Source organism: Paracoccus sp. PAMC 22219, from assembly GCF_000787695.1.
Lineage (GTDB): Bacteria > Pseudomonadota > Alphaproteobacteria > Rhodobacterales > Rhodobacteraceae > Paracoccus.
Genome location: NZ_BBPH01000140.1, coordinates 1 through 18,956 on the forward strand (window position 1 = coordinate 1; position 18,956 = coordinate 18,956).

Genomic DNA, 18,956 nt, shown 5'->3' on the forward strand with positions numbered 1-18,956 from the left:
GCGCAGGCGCCGCCGCATCGACGGGCATGTCGGGGCGGGCGGGCATGGGCGATAGGATCTGGATGTCAGCCATGAAAAAGCCTCTTTGGGTTTTTTCCTGATTAATCGTTATTCCTTACCAATTATTTACTGCCCGCCGATATTTTGAACCCCATCGTCATGAATAGCGGGGACAGAATGCAGATCGAACCGATAATGCCCGGCACGGCCCCGAAGCCCACGCCCTTGGCCGTCGCGAATCAACTGGAACAGGCGTTCCTTGAGGAGATGCTGAAATATTGCGGCCCCGGCCCGTCCGAGGGCGCCTTTTCCGGCGGCGCCGGAGAGGAACAGTTCTCCAGCTTCCTGACCCGCGAACATGCGGGGCTGTTGGCCGAACGCATGGACCTGGGCTTTGCCGCCATGCTGGAGGGCCGCACATGAGCCGCGCCCTGACCCGCCAGCTGGCCCAGATCCGCAGCGCGCTGATGGCCGGGAACGCTCCGGCAGCGCTGGCCGGACTGGACGATCTGACCCGCATTGCCGCGCGCAAGGGCATCGACGCGCCCACGCGCGATCTGCTGGAACCCGCCCTGGCCGATCTGCGCGCGCTGGCGCAGGCATCGCTGAAGGGCGCGCAGCAGGCGGCCGAACAGGTACGCGCCATCGTGCAGGCCGCGCGCAGCCTGCAGACCTATGATTCCCTGGGTCAGCGCCACGTCAATGAAACCCGCGCCAATGCCCCGCAAAGGTTTTGATAAAATGCGTCGGAAGGTTTGTTTGAGCGGAGGGCCGATATTCACTAGTTGTCAATAACCGGCCGCTAAACCGGGGACATGCCAGGGAAATGGCAAGGGCAACCGCCCGACAGGTCAGAAGGCCACAAGATGCAACCTGGGTGCAAAGCACCTTATACCGGAGGACACCATGTCCAGCATTCTGACCAACAACAGCGCCATGGTCGCGCTGCAGACCCTGAAAAGCATCAACTCGCAGCTGGGTAAAACCCAGTCCGACATCGCGACAGGCAAGACCGTCGCGAACGCCAAGGACAACGCTGCCGTCTGGGCGATCTCGAAAGTCATGGAAACCGACCAGTCGGCATTCAAGACGATCCAGTCGAACCTGAACGTGGCCGACGCCGTGGTGGGAACCGCCCGCGCCGGTGCCGAGCAGATCACCGACCTGCTGAAGGAGATGAAGAACCTGGCCATCGGTGGCGCCAACGACTCGGCGGACTTCACCAAGATCCAGACGGACATCACCGCGAAGATGGAGCAGATCACCTCGATCATCGGCGCGTCGCAGCTGAACGGCATCAACCTGCTGGCGACCGATACCGGCGGCACCGTCGACACCGAGTTCACGGTTCTCGGCTCGCTGGACCGTGCCAACGGTACCGCGGCGACGACGGCCAGCAGCATCACGGTTGCAGGCGTCGACTTCGAGGCTGAAATCGCAGGTGCGGCCCCCGGGGCAATCACCGACTCGGCCAGCGCACTGACCGCCGTCGGCGAGATCGAGGCCCTGATCGACATCGCCATCCAAGGCGCTGCCGACCTGGGTTCGGCCGGCAAGCGGATTTCCGACCAGTCCAGCTTTGTGGGCAAGCTGTCGGACTCGCTGAAGACCGGCATCGGCTCGCTGGTCGACGCCGACATGGAGGAGTCTTCGGCTCGCCTCCAGGCCCTGCAGACCCAGCAGCAGCTGGGCATCCAGGCGCTGTCGATCGCCAACCAGGGTCCGTCGGCCGTCATGTCGCTGTTCCGCTGATAAGACCGGCGGGCGCCCACACGGCGCCCGCCACCCCCTGATCACACTCCAGAATGGGAAGCACGATCGTGAACGCGGTAACGCCACTGACCGAACATGGCTACAGGACATCCGCCATCCGCTCTCCGCGCGATGCCGAATACGACATCTTCTCGCGCGTCACGCGCATGCTGCGGCAGGCCCCACGCAAGGCCGACAACACCGATACCATCCAGGCGGTGCACAAGAATTCCGAATTGTGGACGATCTTGGCGACGGACCTTGCCGATCCCGGCAACGGCCTGCCCGATCAGGTCAAGGCCGGCCTGATCTCGTTGGCAGGCTTTGCCATCCGCCACGGTCAGGCCGTGATGGCGGGCAGTGCCCAGACCGATCCGCTGATCGACATCAACATGACCGTCATGCGCGGCCTGCGCGGAGAGGGGGTCGCATGAGCGGCCTCGTCCTCAAGCTGGCGCCCAACGAACGCGTGCTGATCAACGGCGCGGTGATCGAGAACGGCGACCGCCGCACCAAGATCGCGATCAAGACGCCCAACGTGAACGTCCTGCGCCTGCGCGACGCGATCCATCCGGACAGCGCCCAGACGCCGGTCTCGCGCGCGATGTATGTCGCGCAGATGATCTTGTCGGGCGATGCCGACCCGACCGAGGGACGCCGCCAGCTGCTGATCGCCATCGAACAGCTGAGCCAGGTGTTCGACGATCGCGACAGCCGCCTGCTGCTGGCCGAGGCCACCGCCGCCGCGGTCGATGCCAACGCCTATCAGGCGCTGCGCAAGCTGCGCGACCTGCTGCCCCGGGAGGCGCGGCTGTTTGCCGCCGCCCGCACATGAGGTTGCCATGACCATCTCCGTCGGTGCCACGGGCCTGCTGGGCTGGAAGATCGTCCAGCGGACCGAGGCCCGCCAGATCGAATCCGTCGCCCGCGATCCGGTGGTCCAGCGCAGCACGACCTATTTCCGCGAGAACATCGCCGCCACCACCAAGGCCGAGGAGCTGGTCAAGGACTATCGCCTGCTCAGCACCACCCTGTCGGCCTTCGGGCTGGAGGCAGACCTGCCCAACAAGGCCTTCATCCAGAAGGTCCTGGAAAGCGATCCCGCCGACAAGTCGTCGTTGGTCAACCGTTTGGCCGACAAGCGCTATCTGCGCATGAACGAGGCGATGGGCTTTGGGTCGGCCAAGCCCGCCAAGGACTTGGCCGACACGATCAGCACCGCGTTTGTGCAGCGCGAATTCGAACGCCGCATCGGCGAAAGCGACGACAACCTGCGTCTTGGCCTGAACGCCCGGCGCGAGGTGCAGCAGCTGGCAGGCCGCACCTCCACCGACCGGACCCTGTGGTTCGAGGTGATCGGCAACGCACCCCTGCGCAAGGTCTTCCAGGCGCCTTCGGGTTCGGCGAAAGTTATGGCCAGCTGCCCATCGACCGCCAGTTGGAGGAGTACACAAAGGCCTCGGAACGCCTGCTGGGCAGTTCCAGCTTCAAGGACATCGCCAAGCCCGAAAACATGGAAAAGCTGATCCAGACCTTCATGGCCAGGTCCCAACTGACCACCTCTCCGACGGCCAACCGCTACAGCGCGGCGCTGACCCTGCTGCAGAACATCTGACGCCGCGTCACTGCGGTGGCGGGCAATCCCCGATTTCGACGCGGCACCGGCCCGCCGGACCTTGCGCCCAAGGCGTGGCTGGCTATAACCCCGGACGATTTGCCGCGATCGATGCACGACCAGCCCGGGGGCCAGAACCATGCCGAAACGTACCGATATCAAGTCGATCCTGATCATCGGGGCAGGGCCCATCGTCATCGGGCAGGCCTGCGAGTTCGACTATTCCGGCGCCCAGGCCTGCAAGGCCCTGCGCGAGGAAGGTTACCGGGTCATCCTGGTGAACTCGAACCCGGCGACGATCATGACCGACCCGGAAATGGCCGACGCCACCTATATCGAGCCGATCACCCCCGAGATCGTCGAAAAGATCATCGCCAAGGAACGCCCCGACGCGCTGCTGCCCACGATGGGCGGACAGACCGGGCTGAACACCGCGCTGGCCCTGGCCGACAGCGGCGCCTTGAACCGCTATGGGGTCGAGCTGATCGGCGCGCAGCGCAGCGCCATCGAGATGGCCGAGGATCGCAAGCTGTTCCGCGAGGCGATGGACCGCATCGGCCTGGAAAACCCCAAGGCCACGATCATCGCCGCGCCCAAGGCCGCGAACGGCAAGTACGACGTCAACGCCGGCGTCAGCCAGGCGATGGACGCGCTGGAGGAGATCGGCCTGCCGGCGATCATCCGTCCCGCCTTCACCCTGGGCGGCACCGGCGGTGGCGTGGCCTATAACCGTGACGATTATGAGCGCATCGTGCGGTCGGGGCTGGACGCGTCGCCCATGGCGCAGGTGCTGATCGACGAATCCCTTCTGGGCTGGAAGGAATTCGAGATGGAGGTCGTGCGCGACCGCAACGACAACGCCATCATCGTCTGCGCGATCGAGAACATCGACCCGATGGGCGTGCATACCGGCGACAGCATGACCGTCGCCCCCGCCCTGACCCTGACCGACCGCGAATACCAGATCATGCGCAACGGATCGATCGCCGTGCTGCGCGAGATCGGCGTGGAAACCGGCGGCTCGAACGTGCAATGGGCGATCAACCCGGCCGACGGACGCATGGTCGTGATCGAGATGAACCCCCGCGTCAGCCGGTCGTCCGCACTGGCCTCCAAGGCGACCGGCTTCCCGATCGCCAAGATCGCCGCGAAACTGGCCGTGGGATACACGCTGGACGAACTGGACAACGACATCACCAAGGTGACTCCTGCCAGCTTCGAACCCTCGATCGACTATGTCGTGACCAAGATTCCGCGCTTTGCCTTCGAGAAGTTCCCGGGCTCCAAGCCCGACCTGACCACCGCGATGAAATCGGTGGGAGAGGTCATGGCCATTGGCCGCAGCTTCCACGAATCGCTGCAAAAGGCGCTGGCCTCGATGGAGACCGGCCTGACCGGCCTCGACGAGATCGCCATCGAGGGCGCCGCCGACCAAGGCAAGCCCGCCGTCATCGCCGCCCTGTCCAAGGCCACCCCCGACCGCATCCGCGTCATCGCCGAGGCCATGCGTTTCGGCCTGTCCGACGACGAGATCGGCCGCGTCACCAGCTTCGACCCGTGGTTCCTGGCCCGCATCCGCGAGATCATCGACGCCGAACACGTCATCCGCCACGAAGGCCTGCCCACCGACGAGGACGGGTTGCGCCGCGTCAAGATGATGGGCTTCACCGATGCCCGCCTGGCGCATCTGACCAAATCCGACGAAACCACCGTCCGCCGCGCCCGCCGCGCCCTGGACATCCGCCCCGTCTTCAAGCGCATCGACACCTGCGCCGCCGAGTTCGAGGCCCAGACCCCCTACATGTACTCCACCTACGAGGCCCCCGCGATGGGCGACGTGGAATGCGAATCCCGCCCCACCGACGCGAAAAAGGTCGTCATCCTGGGCGGCGGTCCGAACCGCATCGGCCAGGGGATCGAGTTCGACTATTGCTGCTGCCACGCCTGCTATGCGCTGACCAAGGCGGGCTACGAGACGATCATGATCAACTGCAACCCGGAAACGGTCAGCACCGATTACGACACCTCGGACCGGCTGTATTTCGAACCGCTGACCTTCGAACATGTGCTGGAGATCCTGCACACCGAACAGCAGAACGGCACCCTGCACGGCGTCATCGTCCAGTTCGGCGGCCAGACGCCGCTGAAGCTGGCCAACGCGCTGCAGGACGAGGGCATCCCGATCCTGGGCACCACCCCCGACGCCATCGACCTGGCCGAGGACCGCGAGCGGTTCCAGCACCTGCTGCAGGACCTTGGTCTGAAACAGCCGATCAACGGCATCGCCAGCAGCGACGCGCAAGCCATTGAAATCGCGGAACGCATCGGCTTCCCGCTGGTCATCCGCCCGTCCTACGTGCTGGGCGGCCGCGCGATGGAGATCGTGCGCGACATGGACCACCTGCGCCGCTACATCACCGAGGCCGTGACCGTCAGCGGCAAAAGCCCGGTCCTGCTGGACAGCTACCTCTCCGGCGCGATCGAGGTCGATGTCGACGCGCTGTGCGACGGCCACAACGTCCACGTCGCCGGCATCATGGAGCATATCGAGGAGGCCGGCGTCCATTCCGGCGACAGCGCCTGCTCGCTGCCCCCCCACACGCTGGACGCCGCCACCATCGCGGAACTCAAGGTCCAGACCACCGCCATGGCCCGCGCGCTCAAGGTCAAGGGCCTGATGAACGTGCAGTTCGCGCTGAAGGACGGCGAAATCTACGTGCTCGAGGTCAACCCCCGCGCCAGCCGCACCGTCCCCTTCGTCGCCAAGGCCACCGACAGCGCCATCGCCTCGATCGCCGCGCGCCTGATGGCGGGCGAACCCATGTCGAACTTCCCCGCGCGCGCCCCCTACCCGGAGGGCGTGGGCCCGGAAACCGACCTGCCCTTTGCTGACCCGATGACGCTGGCCGACCCGATCACGCCGTGGTTCTCGGTCAAGGAGGCCGTGCTGCCCTTCGCCCGCTTCCCCGGCGTCGACACGCTGCTGGGCCCGGAAATGCGCTCGACCGGAGAGGTCATGGGCTGGGACCGCAACTTCGCGCGCGCCTTCCTCAAGGCGCAGATGGGCGCGGGCACCGACCTGCCGACCACCGGCCGCGTCTTCCTGTCCGTCAAGGATGCCGACAAGACGCCCGCCCTGGCGCAGGCCGCCCGCGACCTGGTGACGATGGGCTTCGATCTGGTCGCGACCTCGGGCACCGCCGATTTCCTCGACGCGCAGGGCGTGTCGTCCACCCGCGTGAACAAGGTCTATGAAGGCCGCCCGAACATCGTTGACCGCCTCAAGAACGACGAAATCGCGATGGTCCTGAACACGACCGAAGGCGTCCAGGCCATCGCCGACAGCCGCGACATCCGCGCCGTCGCCCTCTACGACAAGATCCCCTATTTCACGACCGCCGCAGGCAGCATCGCCGCCGTGGCCGCGATCAAGTCGCGGGAGGAAGGGGAAGTTGGGGTAAGGTCGCTGCAGGCTTGAGCTATTTTTACTGTTGTCCAACATGGGTGGGACCCCTAGATTCTGTGCAATGATGGGGGACCGCCGTGAGCCACAATGATCCGCTGCCCAGCTTTGGCGCGCCGCCGCTGAATGAAGTTGTAGTTGGCGTGCAGTTCGCTTCACTGCCTAACTACGATTTCCGATTTGTGTCTGAAGCGTACAAAGCGTTTCGTTCGGACTATCCCCATGCGGCCGAGCAGCCTTATCTGCCGCCGCAATATGAGGTCTTTGGCGGTGGCTTACCGGCGATGCAAAACCGGATTGAGTTCGGCCCTGCGCCAGTTCAGAATAGAACTTGGTTCACATCAGTGGACAATGATCACCTTCTGCAGCTTCAATCCGACCGCTTCATGCTGAACTGGCGAGCAGCAGGCGTCGGAAGCTCTGCATCGTACCCTCGATTTGAGCCGATATTGTCAAGATTCTTGGACGGTTTCAAAACGATTGAGGAGATTTCATCTCGCACGCTTGGCGCGCACGTTGAATTAACTCAAGCTGAATTGGCGTACATTAATTTAATTCCGCTCGCCGATTTTTTTGACGCGACAAATTGGATCGCTTGTTTGGGCGACTATCCATCTGACGGATTGGAAAGTATTTCGCTTGCCACGAGTAAAGTCCTTCGCGACGACAATAATCGTCCGGTTGCTAGGCTTCATACTCAGCTGCAAACCGTGTATTTTGGCGCTCATGGTGATAAAAAAGGACTCCACCTAACTCTGACCGTCAGAGGGGCGATTTCAGGAGTGGGATCAAAGTTATTGGAAGATTTTTTAAAAGACGCAAGAGGCATCATTGTAAATGAGTTTGCGCTTATAACGTCTGAGATGGCGCACGTAGTTTGGAAGAGGTCAACATGATGAGGGCGGTAAGTGCTGCGGCGTACCAAGGCGATGTGGCAGTTCGCTCCAGTGATCGGCAACAGCCGAATCGTGGATTCGATCACTATGTGCGAGTGCAGATGCCAAGTTCTCATTGGACGGAAAACGTCTCAAAGCGATTGAACCAGCTGGCGGCACTACCGCAAGGCTGGGACGGCTATTTCGCCTCACCTGTGCCGTTCACGAATGCTGCGTTCGTTGCCGCATTGATAGAGCGGCTTTCATACCCGGGCGTTGAGGCGCCGCAAATTGTGCCGGGAAGTGACGGGCGGCTACAAATCGAATGGCACTCCGGCGGCTATGATATTGAGCTTGAGGTTTTGGCGCCTCATAAAGTTAATGCTTCCCGAGAGAACATTTCCACTGGACATATAGATGAAGCTTATCTTGAAAGCGATTTCAGCGTTCTAACGGGTTGGCTTGCGGACCTCGACGCAGCGAAGGTGGCTCAGTCTGCAAGTGGTTAGCCCTTACGACGACCCTGACATTCAGCCCGGGGATACTATTATCCGAAGGATTAATCCCGAGTACCAGACTGTATACGATGGAAATACTGGCGTGCGTCGAATCTCGTCGGTAGCTTACTCTCCATCGTCAGGCACTGGTGGCGGCATGTCTGTAGATATCGAAAAGCGGATAGTGAACGCCGGCTATGACCCGGTCAGCTATGTCACGAATCCGACATATACTGGATCAGTCTGGTTCACCGCAGAACAGATCAGGTTGGCTGGTTTGCGCATAGGTTACGAACCATTGCCAGATAACATTGCTCATGGTGAGGTTTGGCCCCCGACGGGTTCAAATAGCTTCACTAAGGGACAAAAACGAACTCTTGCACGCAGCGCGAGGTGGTTCCACCGTATTGATGGCGTCGAGCTTTATTAGATCATTTATTCACATTCCATTCCGCTTCATCATCTCCTCCAGCAACGCCCGCTTCCCCGCCGCGCTCATCCGCCGAGGCCCCTCCATCGGCACCCCCGGCGCGTCCGGGGGCAGGGGCGTCTCGCCCATCTCGGCCCAGGCCGCGTCCTCGGCGCGCTGCAGGTCGCCGAATTCGGGGCGGGGGCCGTCCAGACCCTCGGCCTCGCGGCGCTTGAGGTAATCCATCGTCTCGGCCCCCTCGATCAGCCCCGCCAGCCGCGCATGCATCCACGCCGCCATCAGCCGGTTGACCCGCACCTGCCAGTCCGGCCCCATGGATCGAAAGAACGCCACCACATCCGCATCCAGCCGCAGCGTGACGCGCGTCTTGGGCGCCGTGCCCTTCTCCTGCGCGATGCGGTGCCAGTCGTCGGGGATGCGCATCCGCGCCATGACGGTGCTGTGCAGATCCCATTCCAGCATCCGCATCGCGTCGGCCATATAGTGGTAATTCGCGCGCCGTGTGCCTTCGGCCTTGGTGACGGACATGGTGCCTCCGCAGGATCGATGCCCGTCAGACTGCCGCCCGTCCGTTAACGGCGCCTTAAGCGACCGTGCGTTGTCGGTGTACACCTTGTGTCTGTTCGGTGCGCCCCCGGTGCCCGCCTAGTGCGCGTCGTTCCGGGCCAGCAGATAGCAATCCATGATCCAGCCATGCGCCGCCCGCGCCGCCGCCCGAACGCCCTCGATCCGCGGTCCGGCCTCTGCCAGCGGCCCCGCATCCAGCAGTTGTTCCGGCATCCCCAGATAGGCGCCCCACCAGATCCGCAGCCCCTGCGGCGGCAGCGTGGAGAACGCGCAAGCCCCGTCCAGCATCACCACAACCCGGTCGGCATCGGGGGGAAACCCTGCCTCGCGCAGCCGCCGTCCGGTGGTGATCCTCACCTCGTTCCCCAGCGAATTCAACGGGATGGTATGGGCGGCGCACAGCGCCTGGATCGCGGTGATCCCCGGAATGACCCGCGCGCGCCAATCCAGCCGCGCCGCGATCCGCAGGCTGCTATCGTACAGCGACGGGTCCCCCCAGACCAGCATCGCGACCGTCCCCCCCTGCGGCAGGTCGACCGCCTTTGCCCACGCCTGTGCGATGGCGTCATGCCACGCCTCAACCCCTTGAAGATAGGGCATTTCCGCATCCCGCACCGGCAGGTCGACCTCGACCACCGCGCCGCCGGGGCGGTGCCGGTCCAGCATCGCGCGGCGCAGATGCGCCAAGTCTTCCTTGTCCGCGCCCTTGCGGGGAATCAGAACAAGATCAGCCTCTTGCAGGGCGCGAACGCCCTGCAAGGTCAGGTGATCGGGGTGGCCCGTACCCGCCCCGATCAGCACCAGATCGATCATGCGTACAGCCGCGGCGTCACCAGCCCGCTGCCCCGCAGCCCGCGCGCCGCCTTGGCCCCGGCCAGCACCGCCAGATCGACCAGCGGTTCAATCGCCAGCACCAACATATAGGCCGCACCGAAGGACAGGATACCAGCCGTAGCTTCGACCCCCTGACCATAGAAGGCCCAAAACGCGACCCAAGCCACGATGCCGCCCTGATACGCCGCCGACAGCGCCAGCGCCTGGCCATAGCGCAGGTCCACATAGGCGGTCCCCGGCGCGATCACCCGCCGCGCCAGCGCCTGCACCGCAAACAACGGCACCAGCAGCGTCGTCACGTTCATCCCGTATTGCGGCAGATCGAAGGGCGCAAAGAACAGCCCCTGGATCAGCAGGCCCAGGGCCAGACCGATCGCCGCAGGCGCCGCCCCGAAAAGCAGGAACAGCGTCGATCCCAGGATCAGGTGCACCTCGGACACGCCCACGGGCGCGGTGGGCAGCACTTGGAAGAACACGAAGGTCGCGGCGGTCGCCAGCCCCGCGCGCGCCACCAGCGACGCAGCCCCCTGCGCCCGCACCGCGTCCGCCGCCAGCTTCAGCGAATACAGCCCCGCCGTGGCGGCGGAGGCGTATCCCAGGATCAGTTTCGCGCCGGTCACGACGCCTTCTTCGATATGCATGTCATCCTCCGTTGGCCGTCCACCCGACGGCATGGGGTTGCCTGACATGGCCGGTTTCCTGGCTTGCGGGTCGGGGCGCGGCGTCTGCCTTCCCGGGCCGGGGCCCAGTGGCGTCTCGTGACGTGCGCTCTCCGCATACAGTCGCGGGGGCGGCCGGGGCTTCGGGTGCCGCGATTGGGTCCACCCTTCCCCGTTCCCGATGAAGCCCGGCGTTTCACGCCTGACGGGCACCATTCAGGCGATCACCTAGACGGGATCGCGGCGCCTGCGTCAAGTCGCGGCCGGGGCGATCAGGTGAAAGAAGGTGCCGGTGACGTGACCGTGGTGGCTGCCGGTCTCGGGCACCTCTGCGCCGGTCGCGTCGGTCACGCGGGCCAGGGGCGCATCGGGTTGCGACAGGATCGAGGCATAGTGGAATTCATGCCCGCGCAGCGCCACCCGACCCAGCCCCGGCAGGGCCGTCAGCGGCTCGGCGCGCCGATATCCCAGATGCATGCGCCGCTTGGCATAGCTGGTCTCCAGCCCTAGAAGGCCCAACATCTGGTGTCGCACCCCATTGGCATCCACCAGACCTGCGCCAAGCGCCATATAGCCGCCGCATTCCCCATGCACCGGGCGCGTCGCCGCAAACCGATGCATCGACGCGCGGAACCTGTCACAGGCGGCCAGCCGGGGCGCGTGCAGTTCGGGGTATCCGCCCGGCAGCCAGCAGCAATCGGCGCTATCATCCGGCCCCTGATCGGCCAGCGGCGAAAACGGCAGGATCGTCGCGCCCGCCCGCCGCCACGCCTCCAGCACATGCGGATAGACAAAGCTGAAGGCCGCGTCGCGGGCCAGCGCGATGCGCCCGCCGGGCGGGGTCAGCGGACGCGGCGCGGGGGCGTCGGGCAGGGCGCGATGCGCGGCGGCGGCGATGATCGCATCCAGGTCGCAATGCGCCGCGATGAAATCGCCCGCATGGTCCAGGACCCCTTGCAGGCCCGCCGTCTCCTCGGCCTGGATCAGGCCCAGATGGCGTTCCGGCAGGGTGATGTTGCCCTGTCGCGGCAGGCTGCCCAGCACGCGGATGCCTGCCTGGGTCATCCCTTCGCGGATCAGCCGGTCGTGGCGCGGGGAGGCCACGCGGTTCAGCACCACTCCCGCAAAGGGCAGATCGGGCCGCAGGGTGGCAAACCCTCGCGCGGTCGCCGCCGCAGATTGCGCTTGGCCCCCCACATCCAGTACCAGAACCACCGGCCACCCCATCATCTGGGCTATCTCGGCACTGGAGCCGATGCCCGTCTCTCCCTTGGTCGCCACCCCGTCGAACAGCCCCATAGACCCCTCGGCCAGAACCAGATCGGCGTGCGGCTGGTCCGCCACATGGGCGATCAGCCGCCCCGGCTCCATCGCCCAGGCATCCAGGTTGAAGCTGGCCCGCCCCGATGCCGCCAGATGGAACCCCGGATCGATGTAATCCGGGCCCGACTTGAAGGGCTGCACAGCCAGCCCCCTGCGCCGCAGCGCGGTCAGCAGGCCCAGCATCAGCATCGTCTTGCCCGTGCCGGATGCGGGGGCGGAAATCATCAGGCCCGGCGTCATTCCGGAAACCTCGGCGCGTCACCCACCGGGCGATAGCGGCGGTCGTAATCGCCCGCATAAAGGCGGCTGTCATCGAACCCCTCGCCCGCCAGCGCCGGGCCGACCAGGATCAGTGCGGTGCGGTCGATGCCCTGCGCGTCCACCGTGGCCAAGGTCGCGCGGATCACCCGCTGGTCCGGCCAACTGGCCCGCCAGACCACCGCCACCGGGCAATCGGCGCCGTAATGCGGCGTCAGATCGGCCACCACCCGCTCCAGCGCATGGATCGACAGGTGGATCGCCAGCGTCGCCCCGGTCGCGGCAAAGGCGGCCAGTGTCTCGCCCGCGGGCATGCTTGAGGCACGCCCCGGCGTGCGGGTCAGCACCACCGATTGCGCCAGCCCCGGCAGGGTCAGTTCCGTCTGCAGCGCGGCGGCGGCGGCGGCAAAACTGGGCACACCCGGCGTCACGTCAAAGGGGATGTCCAGCGCCCGCAACCGGCGGATCTGTTCGCCCATCGCCGACCAGACCGACAGATCCCCCGAATGCAGCCGTGCGACGTCCTGGCCCGCCGCATGGGCGGCGGCGATTTCGTCGATGATCTGGTCCAGCGACAGGGGCGCGGTGTTCACGATGCGCGCGCCGGGCGGGCAATGCGCCAACAGGGCGGCAGGCACCAGCGACCCCGCGTACAGGCAGACGGGACAGGCCGCGATCAGGTCGCGGCCGCGCAGGGTGATCAGGTCGGGCGCGCCGGGGCCTGCGCCGATGAAATGGACGGTCATGGAACCTCGGCTATGGCGATGGTGACGGGGCCGTGGATACGGCGGCGATGGGTCAGGCGGCCGCCAGCGGCAATGGCCGCGGCCTCGGCCACCGATCCGGTGCCAAAGGTTGCGCGGATGCGGGCCGACTGCGTGGGCGTGGCGATGCCCGCGACCGCGACCAGGTGCAGCGGCAGAGCGCAGGCCTGCGCCAGCGGGCGCAGTTCGGCCTCGCGGTCGGGGATCGTGGCCAGCGCGTCGGCTCCGCCAACGGCGTCCAGCGCGGCCAGCAGGGCGGACAGGGGCGTGCCGGGACGGCAGCCTATTCCGGCGATGCGCATGTGACGCTCCATTGCGTGACGGGGCGGGCGGGGGTCCAGCCGCGCATTCGGCCCAGGGGGCGGCCTCGGCGATGTCGATGCGCAGCAGGCGGCCACCGTGGTCGGCGTGCCAGCGGGTCAGCAGGGCCTCTGTCTCCAGGGTCACCGCATTGGCGACCAGCCGCGCGCCGGGGGGGCAGGCGCTGCCACAGATGCTGCAGCAGCGCCTGCGACGCGCCGCCGCCGATGAACACGGCGTCGGGGTCGGGCAGGTCCGCCAGCGCATCGGGCGCCGCGCCATGGATCGCGGTGACGCGATGCGCGACACCGAAGGCATCCAGATTGGCGCGGATGCGGGCGATGCGATCAGCGCGGGGTTCGATGGTCACGGCCGCCCCCGGCCAGCGCCCATTCCACCGCGATCGCGCCCGAACCCCCGCCGATATCCCACAGCAGTTCCCCGGTACGCGGTGCCAGCGCCGCCAGCGTCAGCGCCCGGACCGGCGACTTGGTGATCTGCCCGTCATCGGTGAACAGCGCGTCGGCCCGCCCCGGCACGGTGGCAAGGCCAAAGCCCCACGGCAGGTCCGCCCCGTCGATGGCCACGGCCACCGGCGCGGTGCAGTCCAGCGCAAAGCCATCAGCCCGGGTGGTGCGGACCCGTGCCGCGGGCCCGCCAAGACGCTCCAGCACCGTCAGCAGCGCGGCACCCGCCCCCTGCTCGACCAGCCATTGGGCCAGCGCGGCGGGCGCGTCGCCATCGCGCAGCGTCGCGATGATGCGACAGCCGCGCGCCAGATGCGGGCGCAGCCGCGACAGCGGTGCCGCGTGCAGACCCAGGGTCACCGTGTCCTCCAGCCGCCAGCCAAGCTGCGCGGCAGCCAGCGACAGCACCCCTGGCGCGGGCAGGGCGCGCCATTCGCCGGGCGCCAGCGCGGCGGCCAGGCTGCCCCCCGCCCCGCACCAGAACGGATCGCCCGACACCAGCGCCGCGACCGGGGTGCCGCGTAGCGCCAGCAGCGGGCCCATGTCGAAGGGCACCGGCCAGGCCCGCCCCCGCGCGCCGATCCCGGCCAGCGCCAGGTGGCGCGGCCCGCCGAACACGATCTGCGCCCGGGCCAGTGCCCGCAGGCTTGCATCCGGCAACCCGTCCGGGCCATCTTCGGTGATCCCGATGATCGTCAGCCAGGGGTCAGACATGCGACGCATCCTGCTGCTGGGCGGCACGACCGAGGCCAGCCGCCTGGCCGCCCTGCTGGCGCAGGCGGGCTGCCCCGCGGTCTTTTCCTATGCCGGGCGCACCGAGGCGCCCATCGCGCAACCCCTGCCCACGCGCATCGGCGGTTTCGGTGGGGCCGAGGGGTTGGCGCAGTACCTGCGCGACCACAACATCGCCGCCCTGGTCGATGCGACGCATCCCTTTGCCGCCCAGATCAGCCGCAATGCCGATGCCGCCTGCCGCGTGGCAGGCGTGCCCATGCTGATGCTGCGCCGCCCGCCTTGGCCGGTCGATCCGGGCTGGCAGCGCGTTTCGGACATCGCCGGCGCCGTCGCGGCGCTGCCCCATGCGCGCACCGGCGTCTTCCTGGCGATCGGCAAGCAGACCTTGGCGCCCTTTGCCGCGCTGCCGCACCGTTGGCTGCTGCGCCTGGTCGATGCGCCGGATGCGCCCCCCTTGCCGGGCGCACAGGTCGTGCTGGCGCGCGGCCCGTTCACCGTGCAGGGCGACCGCGCCTGATGCAGGCGCATGGCATCACCCATCTGGTGGCCAAGAACAGCGGCGGCGCGGGCGCGGCGGCCAAGCTGCAGGCAGCGCGCGATCTGGGCGTGCGGGTCGTGCTGATCGACCGCCCCGAGGCGCCGGACCGGCCGCAGGTCGCCACCCCGGATCAGGCGCTGGACTGGCTGCATCAGACCGCCCCCTGGCGCGGGGTATAGACCCACCGACCCACCCGCCGCGTGGCGCGGTTGCCGACCAGCACGACGGTGCGCATGTCGGCCATGTCGGGCGTGGCGTCAGCCAGCGTCACCACCCGCAGCGATTCGTCGGGCGTCGTGACGGCGCGGGCAAAGATCATCACGCGTCCGGGTTCGCATTCCTCGCGCAGCACGGCCAGCACGCGGGCGAACCCCTCGGGGCGGCTGGCCGAGCGGGGGTTGTAGAACGCCATCGCGAAATCGCCCCGCGCCGCGTGGCGCAGGCGGTGTTCGATCAGGGCCATGGGTTTCAGGTTGTCCGACAGGTTGATCGCGCAGAAATCATGGCCCAAGGGGCGCCCGCCCGCGCCGCCGCCGCCAGCATCGCGGTGATGCCCGGCAGGATGCGGATGTCGGGATCGCCCCCGGCCTCCTCCAGCGCCTCGAACAGGGCCGAGGCCATGGCGAACACCCCCGGATCACCGGACGACACGATCACCACCCGCGCCCCTGCCGCCGCCAGCGACAGCGCGTGGCGGGCGCGGTCCAGCTCCACCCGGTTGTCGCTGGCATTCAGGGTCAGGCCGGGGCGCGCGGCCACGCGGGCGACATAGGGGATGTATCCGATCACGTCCGTCGCCTGATCCAGCGCGGCGGCGACCTCGGGGGTCACCATCGCATCGGACCCCGGCCCCAGCCCCGCGACGGTGATCCAGCCGGTCATTCCGCCACCCGCGCCATCGGGCGCCGCCCGTGGCCATGCACCAGCAGGATGGCGAAATAGGGGCAGTCGTCGTCGGCCACATCCGCCAAAGGCGCGATGCGCTGGCCGGGCATGGTGCCGCGCTCGATCAGCCAGGCATCGGCCAGACGGCCGGATGCTGCCAGCGCGCGGCGCAGCTTGGGCAGGTTGCGGCCGGTCTTCATCACCACCAGCGCGTCGCTGGTGCCCATGTGGCGGATCAGCTCGGCCTCGGGCAGGGTGCCCATCAGCACGGTCAGCACGTCGTCGCCCCAGGTCATCGGCTGACCCAGCGCGTTCCAGCAGCCGACCATGCCGGGAATGCCGGGGATCACCTCGACCTGCGCCAGCCCCTGCAGGCGGATCTGCAGATGCATGAAGCTGCCGTACAGAAACGGGTCCCCCTCGCACAGCACCACCACGTCCTCGGTCCGGGCCAGCTGGGCCAGACGGACGGCCCACAGGTCATAGAACCCCGCCAGCGCGTCGTTGTAATCGGGGTGGTCAAAGGGGATCTCGGTCGTGACCGGATATTCCATCGGGTATTCGACCGCGTCCGGCGCCAGCATGCCGGTCACGATGCGGCGCGCCTGACCGGGTCTGCCGGGCTTGCGGAAATAGGCGACGTGGCGCGCGGCGCGCACGGCCCGATCAGCCCGGACCGAGATCAGGTCCGGGTCGCCCGGCCCCAGCCCCGCGCAGATGATGCGTCCCATCATTCCCTCCGGCTGGCCAGCGCGTTGATCGCGGCGACGGTGATGGCCGACCCGCCAAGCCGGCCCTGCACAATGACCGACGGCACCGGCGGCGCGGCCATCAGCGCGTCCTTCGACTCCGCCGCGCCGACAAAGCCCACGGGACAGCCGATGATCGCGGCAGGGCGGGGGCAGGCGGGGTCCTCCAGCATGTTCAGCAGGTGGAACAGTGCGGTGGGCGCGTTGCCGATCGCCACGACCGCGCCGTCCAGATAGGGGCGCCACAGCTCCAGCGCGGTGGCGCTGCGGGTGTTGCCCCTGTCGCGCGCCATGTCGGGCACGCGCGGGTCGTTCAGCGTGCAGATCACGGCGTTGTCGGCGGGCAGGCGCGGGCGGGTGATGCCTTCGCTGACCATGCGCGCGTCGCACAGGATCGGCGCGCCTGCGGCCAGGGCCGCGCGGGCGGCGGTCGCCATGCCGGGGGTGAAGGCCACGTCGCGTTCCAGGCCCACCAGCCCCGCGGCATGGATCATCCGGACGACCACGGGCTCCTCGTCGGCGTCAAAGCGCGTCAGGTCGGCCTCGGCCCGGATGGTGGCAAAGGACTGGCGATAGATCGCGGCGCCGTCCATTTCATAGGTGTGGAGCATCACAGAACCTTCGGCAATTGGTCGGGGTGCAGCCCGCGCAGGGTGGCGGGATCATGGGCGCGCCCATGGCGGATCAGGTCAAAGCCTGCGGGCGTCGCGGTCAGCGTGATGTCGGCGGCGCGCGGCCAGCCGCAGCCCTTGGCGCAGCCGCTGACATGCAGCACCGCATCCGACGGGATCAGCGGCGCCAGCGCCCGCGCCAGGGGTCGCGTCGCCGCGCATCCCTGCGGACAGGCGGGCGCGCCGGGGCAGGCGCGCAGGCGCAGGCGCGGGTCGGCGGGGTCCAGGATCAGCCCCTCCATCGTGGGCAGGTGCCGCACGGTTTCGACCAGCAGCATCCGCCAGGGCGTCAGGCGCAGCGGTGCCAGACGGCCAAGACGGCGCAGTGTGTCGGGGGCGATCTGGCCGAATTCCAGCGCGACCATCATGCCTTGGCGGTGCAGGCCCGGCTGCGGCGGCGCGGCGGGTGCGGTTGCAGGCAGGGTGGCGCCGGGCGGCTGCACCCGCGCGGTCAGCGCGGCCATGCGGCCCCGACCATCCGGCGCGCCGCCCTGGTCCAGGAACCAGCGCGCCAGCGCCAGCGCATCCTGCGGCCCGCGATAGGGCGCGGCGCGGTCCATGCCGTCGGCACGCAGGACGGGGCCGGTCTCGATGCGGATATCGGCGGGGTCGCGGGCCAGCACCGGCGCGGGGCCGGTATCGACCGCAAAGCCGAACTTGGCGGGCAGGGGCAGGTCGCTGTCCGACAGCGCCGCCGCCAGATCGGCGGCCAGCGCATCCGCGGCCCCATCGGCAAAGGGCGTGACCAGGATGTTGCGACGCGTCTCCGTGGCGATGTCGGCGTCGATCAGCCCGTGCGGCCGCAGGGCCGCGATCAGGGGCGCATGGGTCGCGGGCGTCACCCCGCGCAGCTGCAGGTTGGCACGTCCGGTCAGCTCGATCACGCCGTTGCCATGGGCGTCGGCGGCGTCGGCGATGGCTTGGGCCTGTGCTGCGTCCAGACGCCCGCCGGGGGGGCGGATGCGCACCACCCAACCGTCGCCGGACTCCATCGGCTGCAGCGCGCCGGGGCACCAGCCGCGGATCATGACAGCCCCGCCATGATCGAATTGCGCCGCGTGACCCACAGGCCCGCGTCGTGCAGGCGCTGGAACAGATCGCGCATCGCGGCCAAGGCGGTGGGGTTGGCCTGATCCATGAACGCCACGATCTGGGGCCGACCCAAGGTCGCCTGATGATACAGGTCGAACAGATGCGGCGGCACTGCGCCGGCCAGATGGGCGAATGCCGCCATGTGGTCCAGCGTCGCCGCAATCTCGGCCGCGCCGCGATAGCCGTGGGCGGTCATCGCATCGGCCCAGGCCGGATCGGCGGCGCGGGCGCGGGTGGTACGGGCGATCTCCTCGGTCAGGGTGCGGGCGCGGGGCGGTCGGGCTGGGTCGCGTCCAGATGGTACAGCGCGGGCGCATCGGCCCCTATCCGCGCCATGGCGGCGGCAAAGCCCCCTCATGCGCGGCGTAATCGGCGGCCAGCAGCAGGTCCGTCTCGGGCAGGTCCTGCGCATGGACAAAGCTGTCGGCGCGGGCCAGCCGGGCCTCCAGTGCATCGCGGGCCTCATGGCTGGCACCATCCGC

At 67.7% G+C, this 18,956-nt stretch carries 18 protein-coding genes, 4 pseudogenes and 1 riboswitch; of the genes and pseudogenes, 10 read left to right on the top strand and 12 right to left on the bottom strand.

All coding sequences use genetic code 11. From position 1 onward, the window contains the following. Positions 1-177 precede the first annotated feature (177 nt). The 9 genes from TY51_RS15030 to TY51_RS22110 all read left to right on the top strand — a co-directional run bounded on the left by TY51_RS15030 (position 178) and on the right by TY51_RS22110 (position 8,214). Entirely contained in the window at positions 178-423 is a 246-nt protein-coding gene (locus TY51_RS15030; protein WP_042250900.1) for a rod-binding protein, read from the top strand. After that, positions 420-737, top strand: a complete 318-nt coding sequence (locus TY51_RS15035) for a hypothetical protein (RefSeq protein WP_042250902.1) — start codon at positions 420-422, stop codon at positions 735-737. Before TY51_RS15030 ends, TY51_RS15035 begins: the two co-directional genes overlap by 4 nt. Positions 738-906: 169 nt before the next feature. After that, positions 907-1,752 (top strand): flagellin, encoded by an 846-nt coding sequence (locus tag TY51_RS15040; protein ID WP_042250904.1) that lies wholly within the window; start codon positions 907-909, stop codon positions 1,750-1,752. A 68-nt stretch (positions 1,753-1,820) separates the two neighbouring features. Then, positions 1,821-2,186 carry a flagellar biosynthesis regulator FlaF gene (gene flaF, locus TY51_RS15045; protein WP_197054783.1) on the top strand — a complete coding sequence of 122 codons (366 nt, stop codon included), beginning with the start codon at positions 1,821-1,823 and terminating at the stop codon, positions 2,184-2,186. Further along, positions 2,183-2,587, top strand: a complete 405-nt coding sequence (gene flbT / locus TY51_RS15050; RefSeq protein WP_042250908.1) for a flagellar biosynthesis repressor FlbT — start codon at positions 2,183-2,185, stop codon at positions 2,585-2,587. The genes flaF and flbT overlap by 4 nt, the downstream gene beginning before the upstream one ends. Before the next feature lie 7 nt (positions 2,588-2,594). Beyond that, positions 2,595-3,278 (top strand): DUF1217 domain-containing protein, encoded by a 684-nt coding sequence (locus TY51_RS15055; protein WP_052650291.1) that lies wholly within the window; start codon positions 2,595-2,597, stop codon positions 3,276-3,278. Positions 3,279-3,506: 228 nt separating this feature from the next. After that, positions 3,507-6,845 (top strand): carbamoyl-phosphate synthase large subunit, encoded by a 3,339-nt coding sequence (carB, locus tag TY51_RS15060; RefSeq protein ID WP_042250909.1) that lies wholly within the window; start codon positions 3,507-3,509, stop codon positions 6,843-6,845. 65 nt (positions 6,846-6,910) lie between these two features. Then, positions 6,911-7,726, top strand: coding sequence for a TIGR04255 family protein (locus TY51_RS21240; protein WP_081995107.1), 816 nt, complete (start codon positions 6,911-6,913; stop codon positions 7,724-7,726). Then, complete coding sequence (locus tag TY51_RS22110; protein ID WP_156118057.1) at positions 7,708-8,214, top strand: hypothetical protein; 507 nt, start codon at positions 7,708-7,710, stop codon at positions 8,212-8,214. Before TY51_RS21240 ends, TY51_RS22110 begins: the two co-directional genes overlap by 19 nt. A gap of 427 nt (positions 8,215-8,641) precedes the next feature. Here the strand turns inward: TY51_RS22110 and TY51_RS15065 are convergent, their stop codons facing one another. The 7 genes and pseudogenes from TY51_RS15065 to cbiT form a co-directional block, all read right to left on the bottom strand. Further along, positions 8,642-9,160 (bottom strand): BrnA antitoxin family protein, encoded by a 519-nt coding sequence (locus TY51_RS15065; protein ID WP_042250911.1) that lies wholly within the window; start codon positions 9,158-9,160, stop codon positions 8,642-8,644. Positions 9,161-9,277: 117 nt separating this feature from the next. Continuing rightward, on the bottom strand, positions 9,278-10,012 hold the full coding sequence (gene cobF, locus TY51_RS15070) for a precorrin-6A synthase (deacetylating) (RefSeq protein WP_042250912.1): 735 nt from the start codon (positions 10,010-10,012) through the stop codon (positions 9,278-9,280). Beyond that, entirely contained in the window at positions 10,009-10,674 is a 666-nt protein-coding gene (locus tag TY51_RS15075) for an energy-coupling factor ABC transporter permease (RefSeq protein ID WP_042250914.1), read from the bottom strand. Before TY51_RS15075 ends, cobF begins: the two co-directional genes overlap by 4 nt. Before the next feature lie 30 nt (positions 10,675-10,704). Then, positions 10,705-10,924: riboswitch (cobalamin riboswitch) on the bottom strand. Between the two features lie 20 nt (positions 10,925-10,944). Beyond that, entirely contained in the window at positions 10,945-12,255 is a 1,311-nt protein-coding gene (locus TY51_RS15080; RefSeq protein ID WP_042250916.1) for a cobyrinate a,c-diamide synthase, read from the bottom strand. Next, complete coding sequence (gene cobM / locus TY51_RS15085) at positions 12,252-13,019, bottom strand: precorrin-4 C(11)-methyltransferase (RefSeq protein WP_042250917.1); 768 nt, start codon at positions 13,017-13,019, stop codon at positions 12,252-12,254. Before cobM ends, TY51_RS15080 begins: the two co-directional genes overlap by 4 nt. Beyond that, on the bottom strand, positions 13,016-13,339 hold the full coding sequence (locus TY51_RS15090) for a cobalamin biosynthesis protein (protein WP_042250920.1): 324 nt from the start codon (positions 13,337-13,339) through the stop codon (positions 13,016-13,018). Before TY51_RS15090 ends, cobM begins: the two co-directional genes overlap by 4 nt. Continuing rightward, positions 13,321-14,518 (bottom strand): annotated as a pseudogene (cbiT, locus tag TY51_RS15095) (precorrin-6Y C5,15-methyltransferase (decarboxylating) subunit CbiT). The gene TY51_RS15090 and the pseudogene cbiT overlap by 19 nt, the downstream one beginning before the upstream one ends. Between cbiT and TY51_RS15100 the strand changes: the two are divergent. Then, positions 14,517-15,256: pseudogene (locus TY51_RS15100) on the top strand (cobalt-precorrin-6A reductase). The pseudogenes cbiT and TY51_RS15100 overlap by 2 nt on opposite strands. Here the strand turns inward: TY51_RS15100 and cobJ are convergent. The 5 genes and pseudogenes from cobJ to TY51_RS21250 all read right to left on the bottom strand — a co-directional run. Then, positions 15,229-15,959: pseudogene (gene cobJ / locus TY51_RS15105) on the bottom strand (precorrin-3B C(17)-methyltransferase). The pseudogenes TY51_RS15100 and cobJ overlap by 28 nt on opposite strands. Beyond that, positions 15,956-16,693 carry a precorrin-2 C(20)-methyltransferase gene (gene cobI, locus TY51_RS15110; RefSeq protein ID WP_197054785.1) on the bottom strand — a complete coding sequence of 246 codons (738 nt, stop codon included), beginning with the start codon at positions 16,691-16,693 and terminating at the stop codon, positions 15,956-15,958. The pseudogene cobJ and the gene cobI overlap by 4 nt, the downstream one beginning before the upstream one ends. Then, the gene (locus tag TY51_RS15115) at positions 16,693-17,322 is read right to left on the bottom strand and encodes a precorrin-8X methylmutase (RefSeq protein WP_042250923.1); all 630 of its coding nucleotides are present in this window, start codon (positions 17,320-17,322) and stop codon (positions 16,693-16,695) included. Before TY51_RS15115 ends, cobI begins: the two co-directional genes overlap by 1 nt. Continuing rightward, on the bottom strand, positions 17,322-18,410 hold the full coding sequence (gene cobG / locus TY51_RS15120; RefSeq protein ID WP_042250926.1) for a precorrin-3B synthase: 1,089 nt from the start codon (positions 18,408-18,410) through the stop codon (positions 17,322-17,324). Before cobG ends, TY51_RS15115 begins: the two co-directional genes overlap by 1 nt. Continuing rightward, positions 18,407-18,956 (bottom strand): annotated as a pseudogene (locus TY51_RS21250) (cobaltochelatase subunit CobN); the annotation flags it as partial. The pseudogene TY51_RS21250 and the gene cobG, both read right to left, overlap by 4 nt.

Coding starts and splice junctions, on each gene's coding strand:
- TY51_RS15030 (WP_042250900.1), top strand. CDS start 178: ATGCAGATCGAACCGATAATGCCCGGCACGGCCCCGAAGCCCACGCCC.
- TY51_RS15035 (WP_042250902.1), top strand. CDS start 420: ATGAGCCGCGCCCTGACCCGCCAGCTGGCCCAGATCCGCAGCGCGCTG.
- TY51_RS15040 (WP_042250904.1), top strand. CDS start 907: ATGTCCAGCATTCTGACCAACAACAGCGCCATGGTCGCGCTGCAGACC.
- flbT (WP_042250908.1), top strand. CDS start 2,183: ATGAGCGGCCTCGTCCTCAAGCTGGCGCCCAACGAACGCGTGCTGATC.
- TY51_RS15055 (WP_052650291.1), top strand. CDS start 2,595: ATGACCATCTCCGTCGGTGCCACGGGCCTGCTGGGCTGGAAGATCGTC.
- carB (WP_042250909.1), top strand. CDS start 3,507: ATGCCGAAACGTACCGATATCAAGTCGATCCTGATCATCGGGGCAGGG.
- TY51_RS15065 (WP_042250911.1), bottom strand. CDS start 9,160: ATGTCCGTCACCAAGGCCGAAGGCACACGGCGCGCGAATTACCACTAT.
- cobF (WP_042250912.1), bottom strand. CDS start 10,012: ATGATCGATCTGGTGCTGATCGGGGCGGGTACGGGCCACCCCGATCAC.
- TY51_RS15075 (WP_042250914.1), bottom strand. CDS start 10,674: ATGCATATCGAAGAAGGCGTCGTGACCGGCGCGAAACTGATCCTGGGA.
- TY51_RS15080 (WP_042250916.1), bottom strand. CDS start 12,255: ATGACGCCGGGCCTGATGATTTCCGCCCCCGCATCCGGCACGGGCAAG.
- cobM (WP_042250917.1), bottom strand. CDS start 13,019: ATGACCGTCCATTTCATCGGCGCAGGCCCCGGCGCGCCCGACCTGATC.
- TY51_RS15090 (WP_042250920.1), bottom strand. CDS start 13,339: ATGCGCATCGCCGGAATAGGCTGCCGTCCCGGCACGCCCCTGTCCGCC.
- cobI (WP_197054785.1), bottom strand. CDS start 16,693: ATGGGACGCATCATCTGCGCGGGGCTGGGGCCGGGCGACCCGGACCTG.
- TY51_RS15115 (WP_042250923.1), bottom strand. CDS start 17,322: ATGCTCCACACCTATGAAATGGACGGCGCCGCGATCTATCGCCAGTCC.
- cobG (WP_042250926.1), bottom strand. CDS start 18,410: ATGATCCGCGGCTGGTGCCCCGGCGCGCTGCAGCCGATGGAGTCCGGC.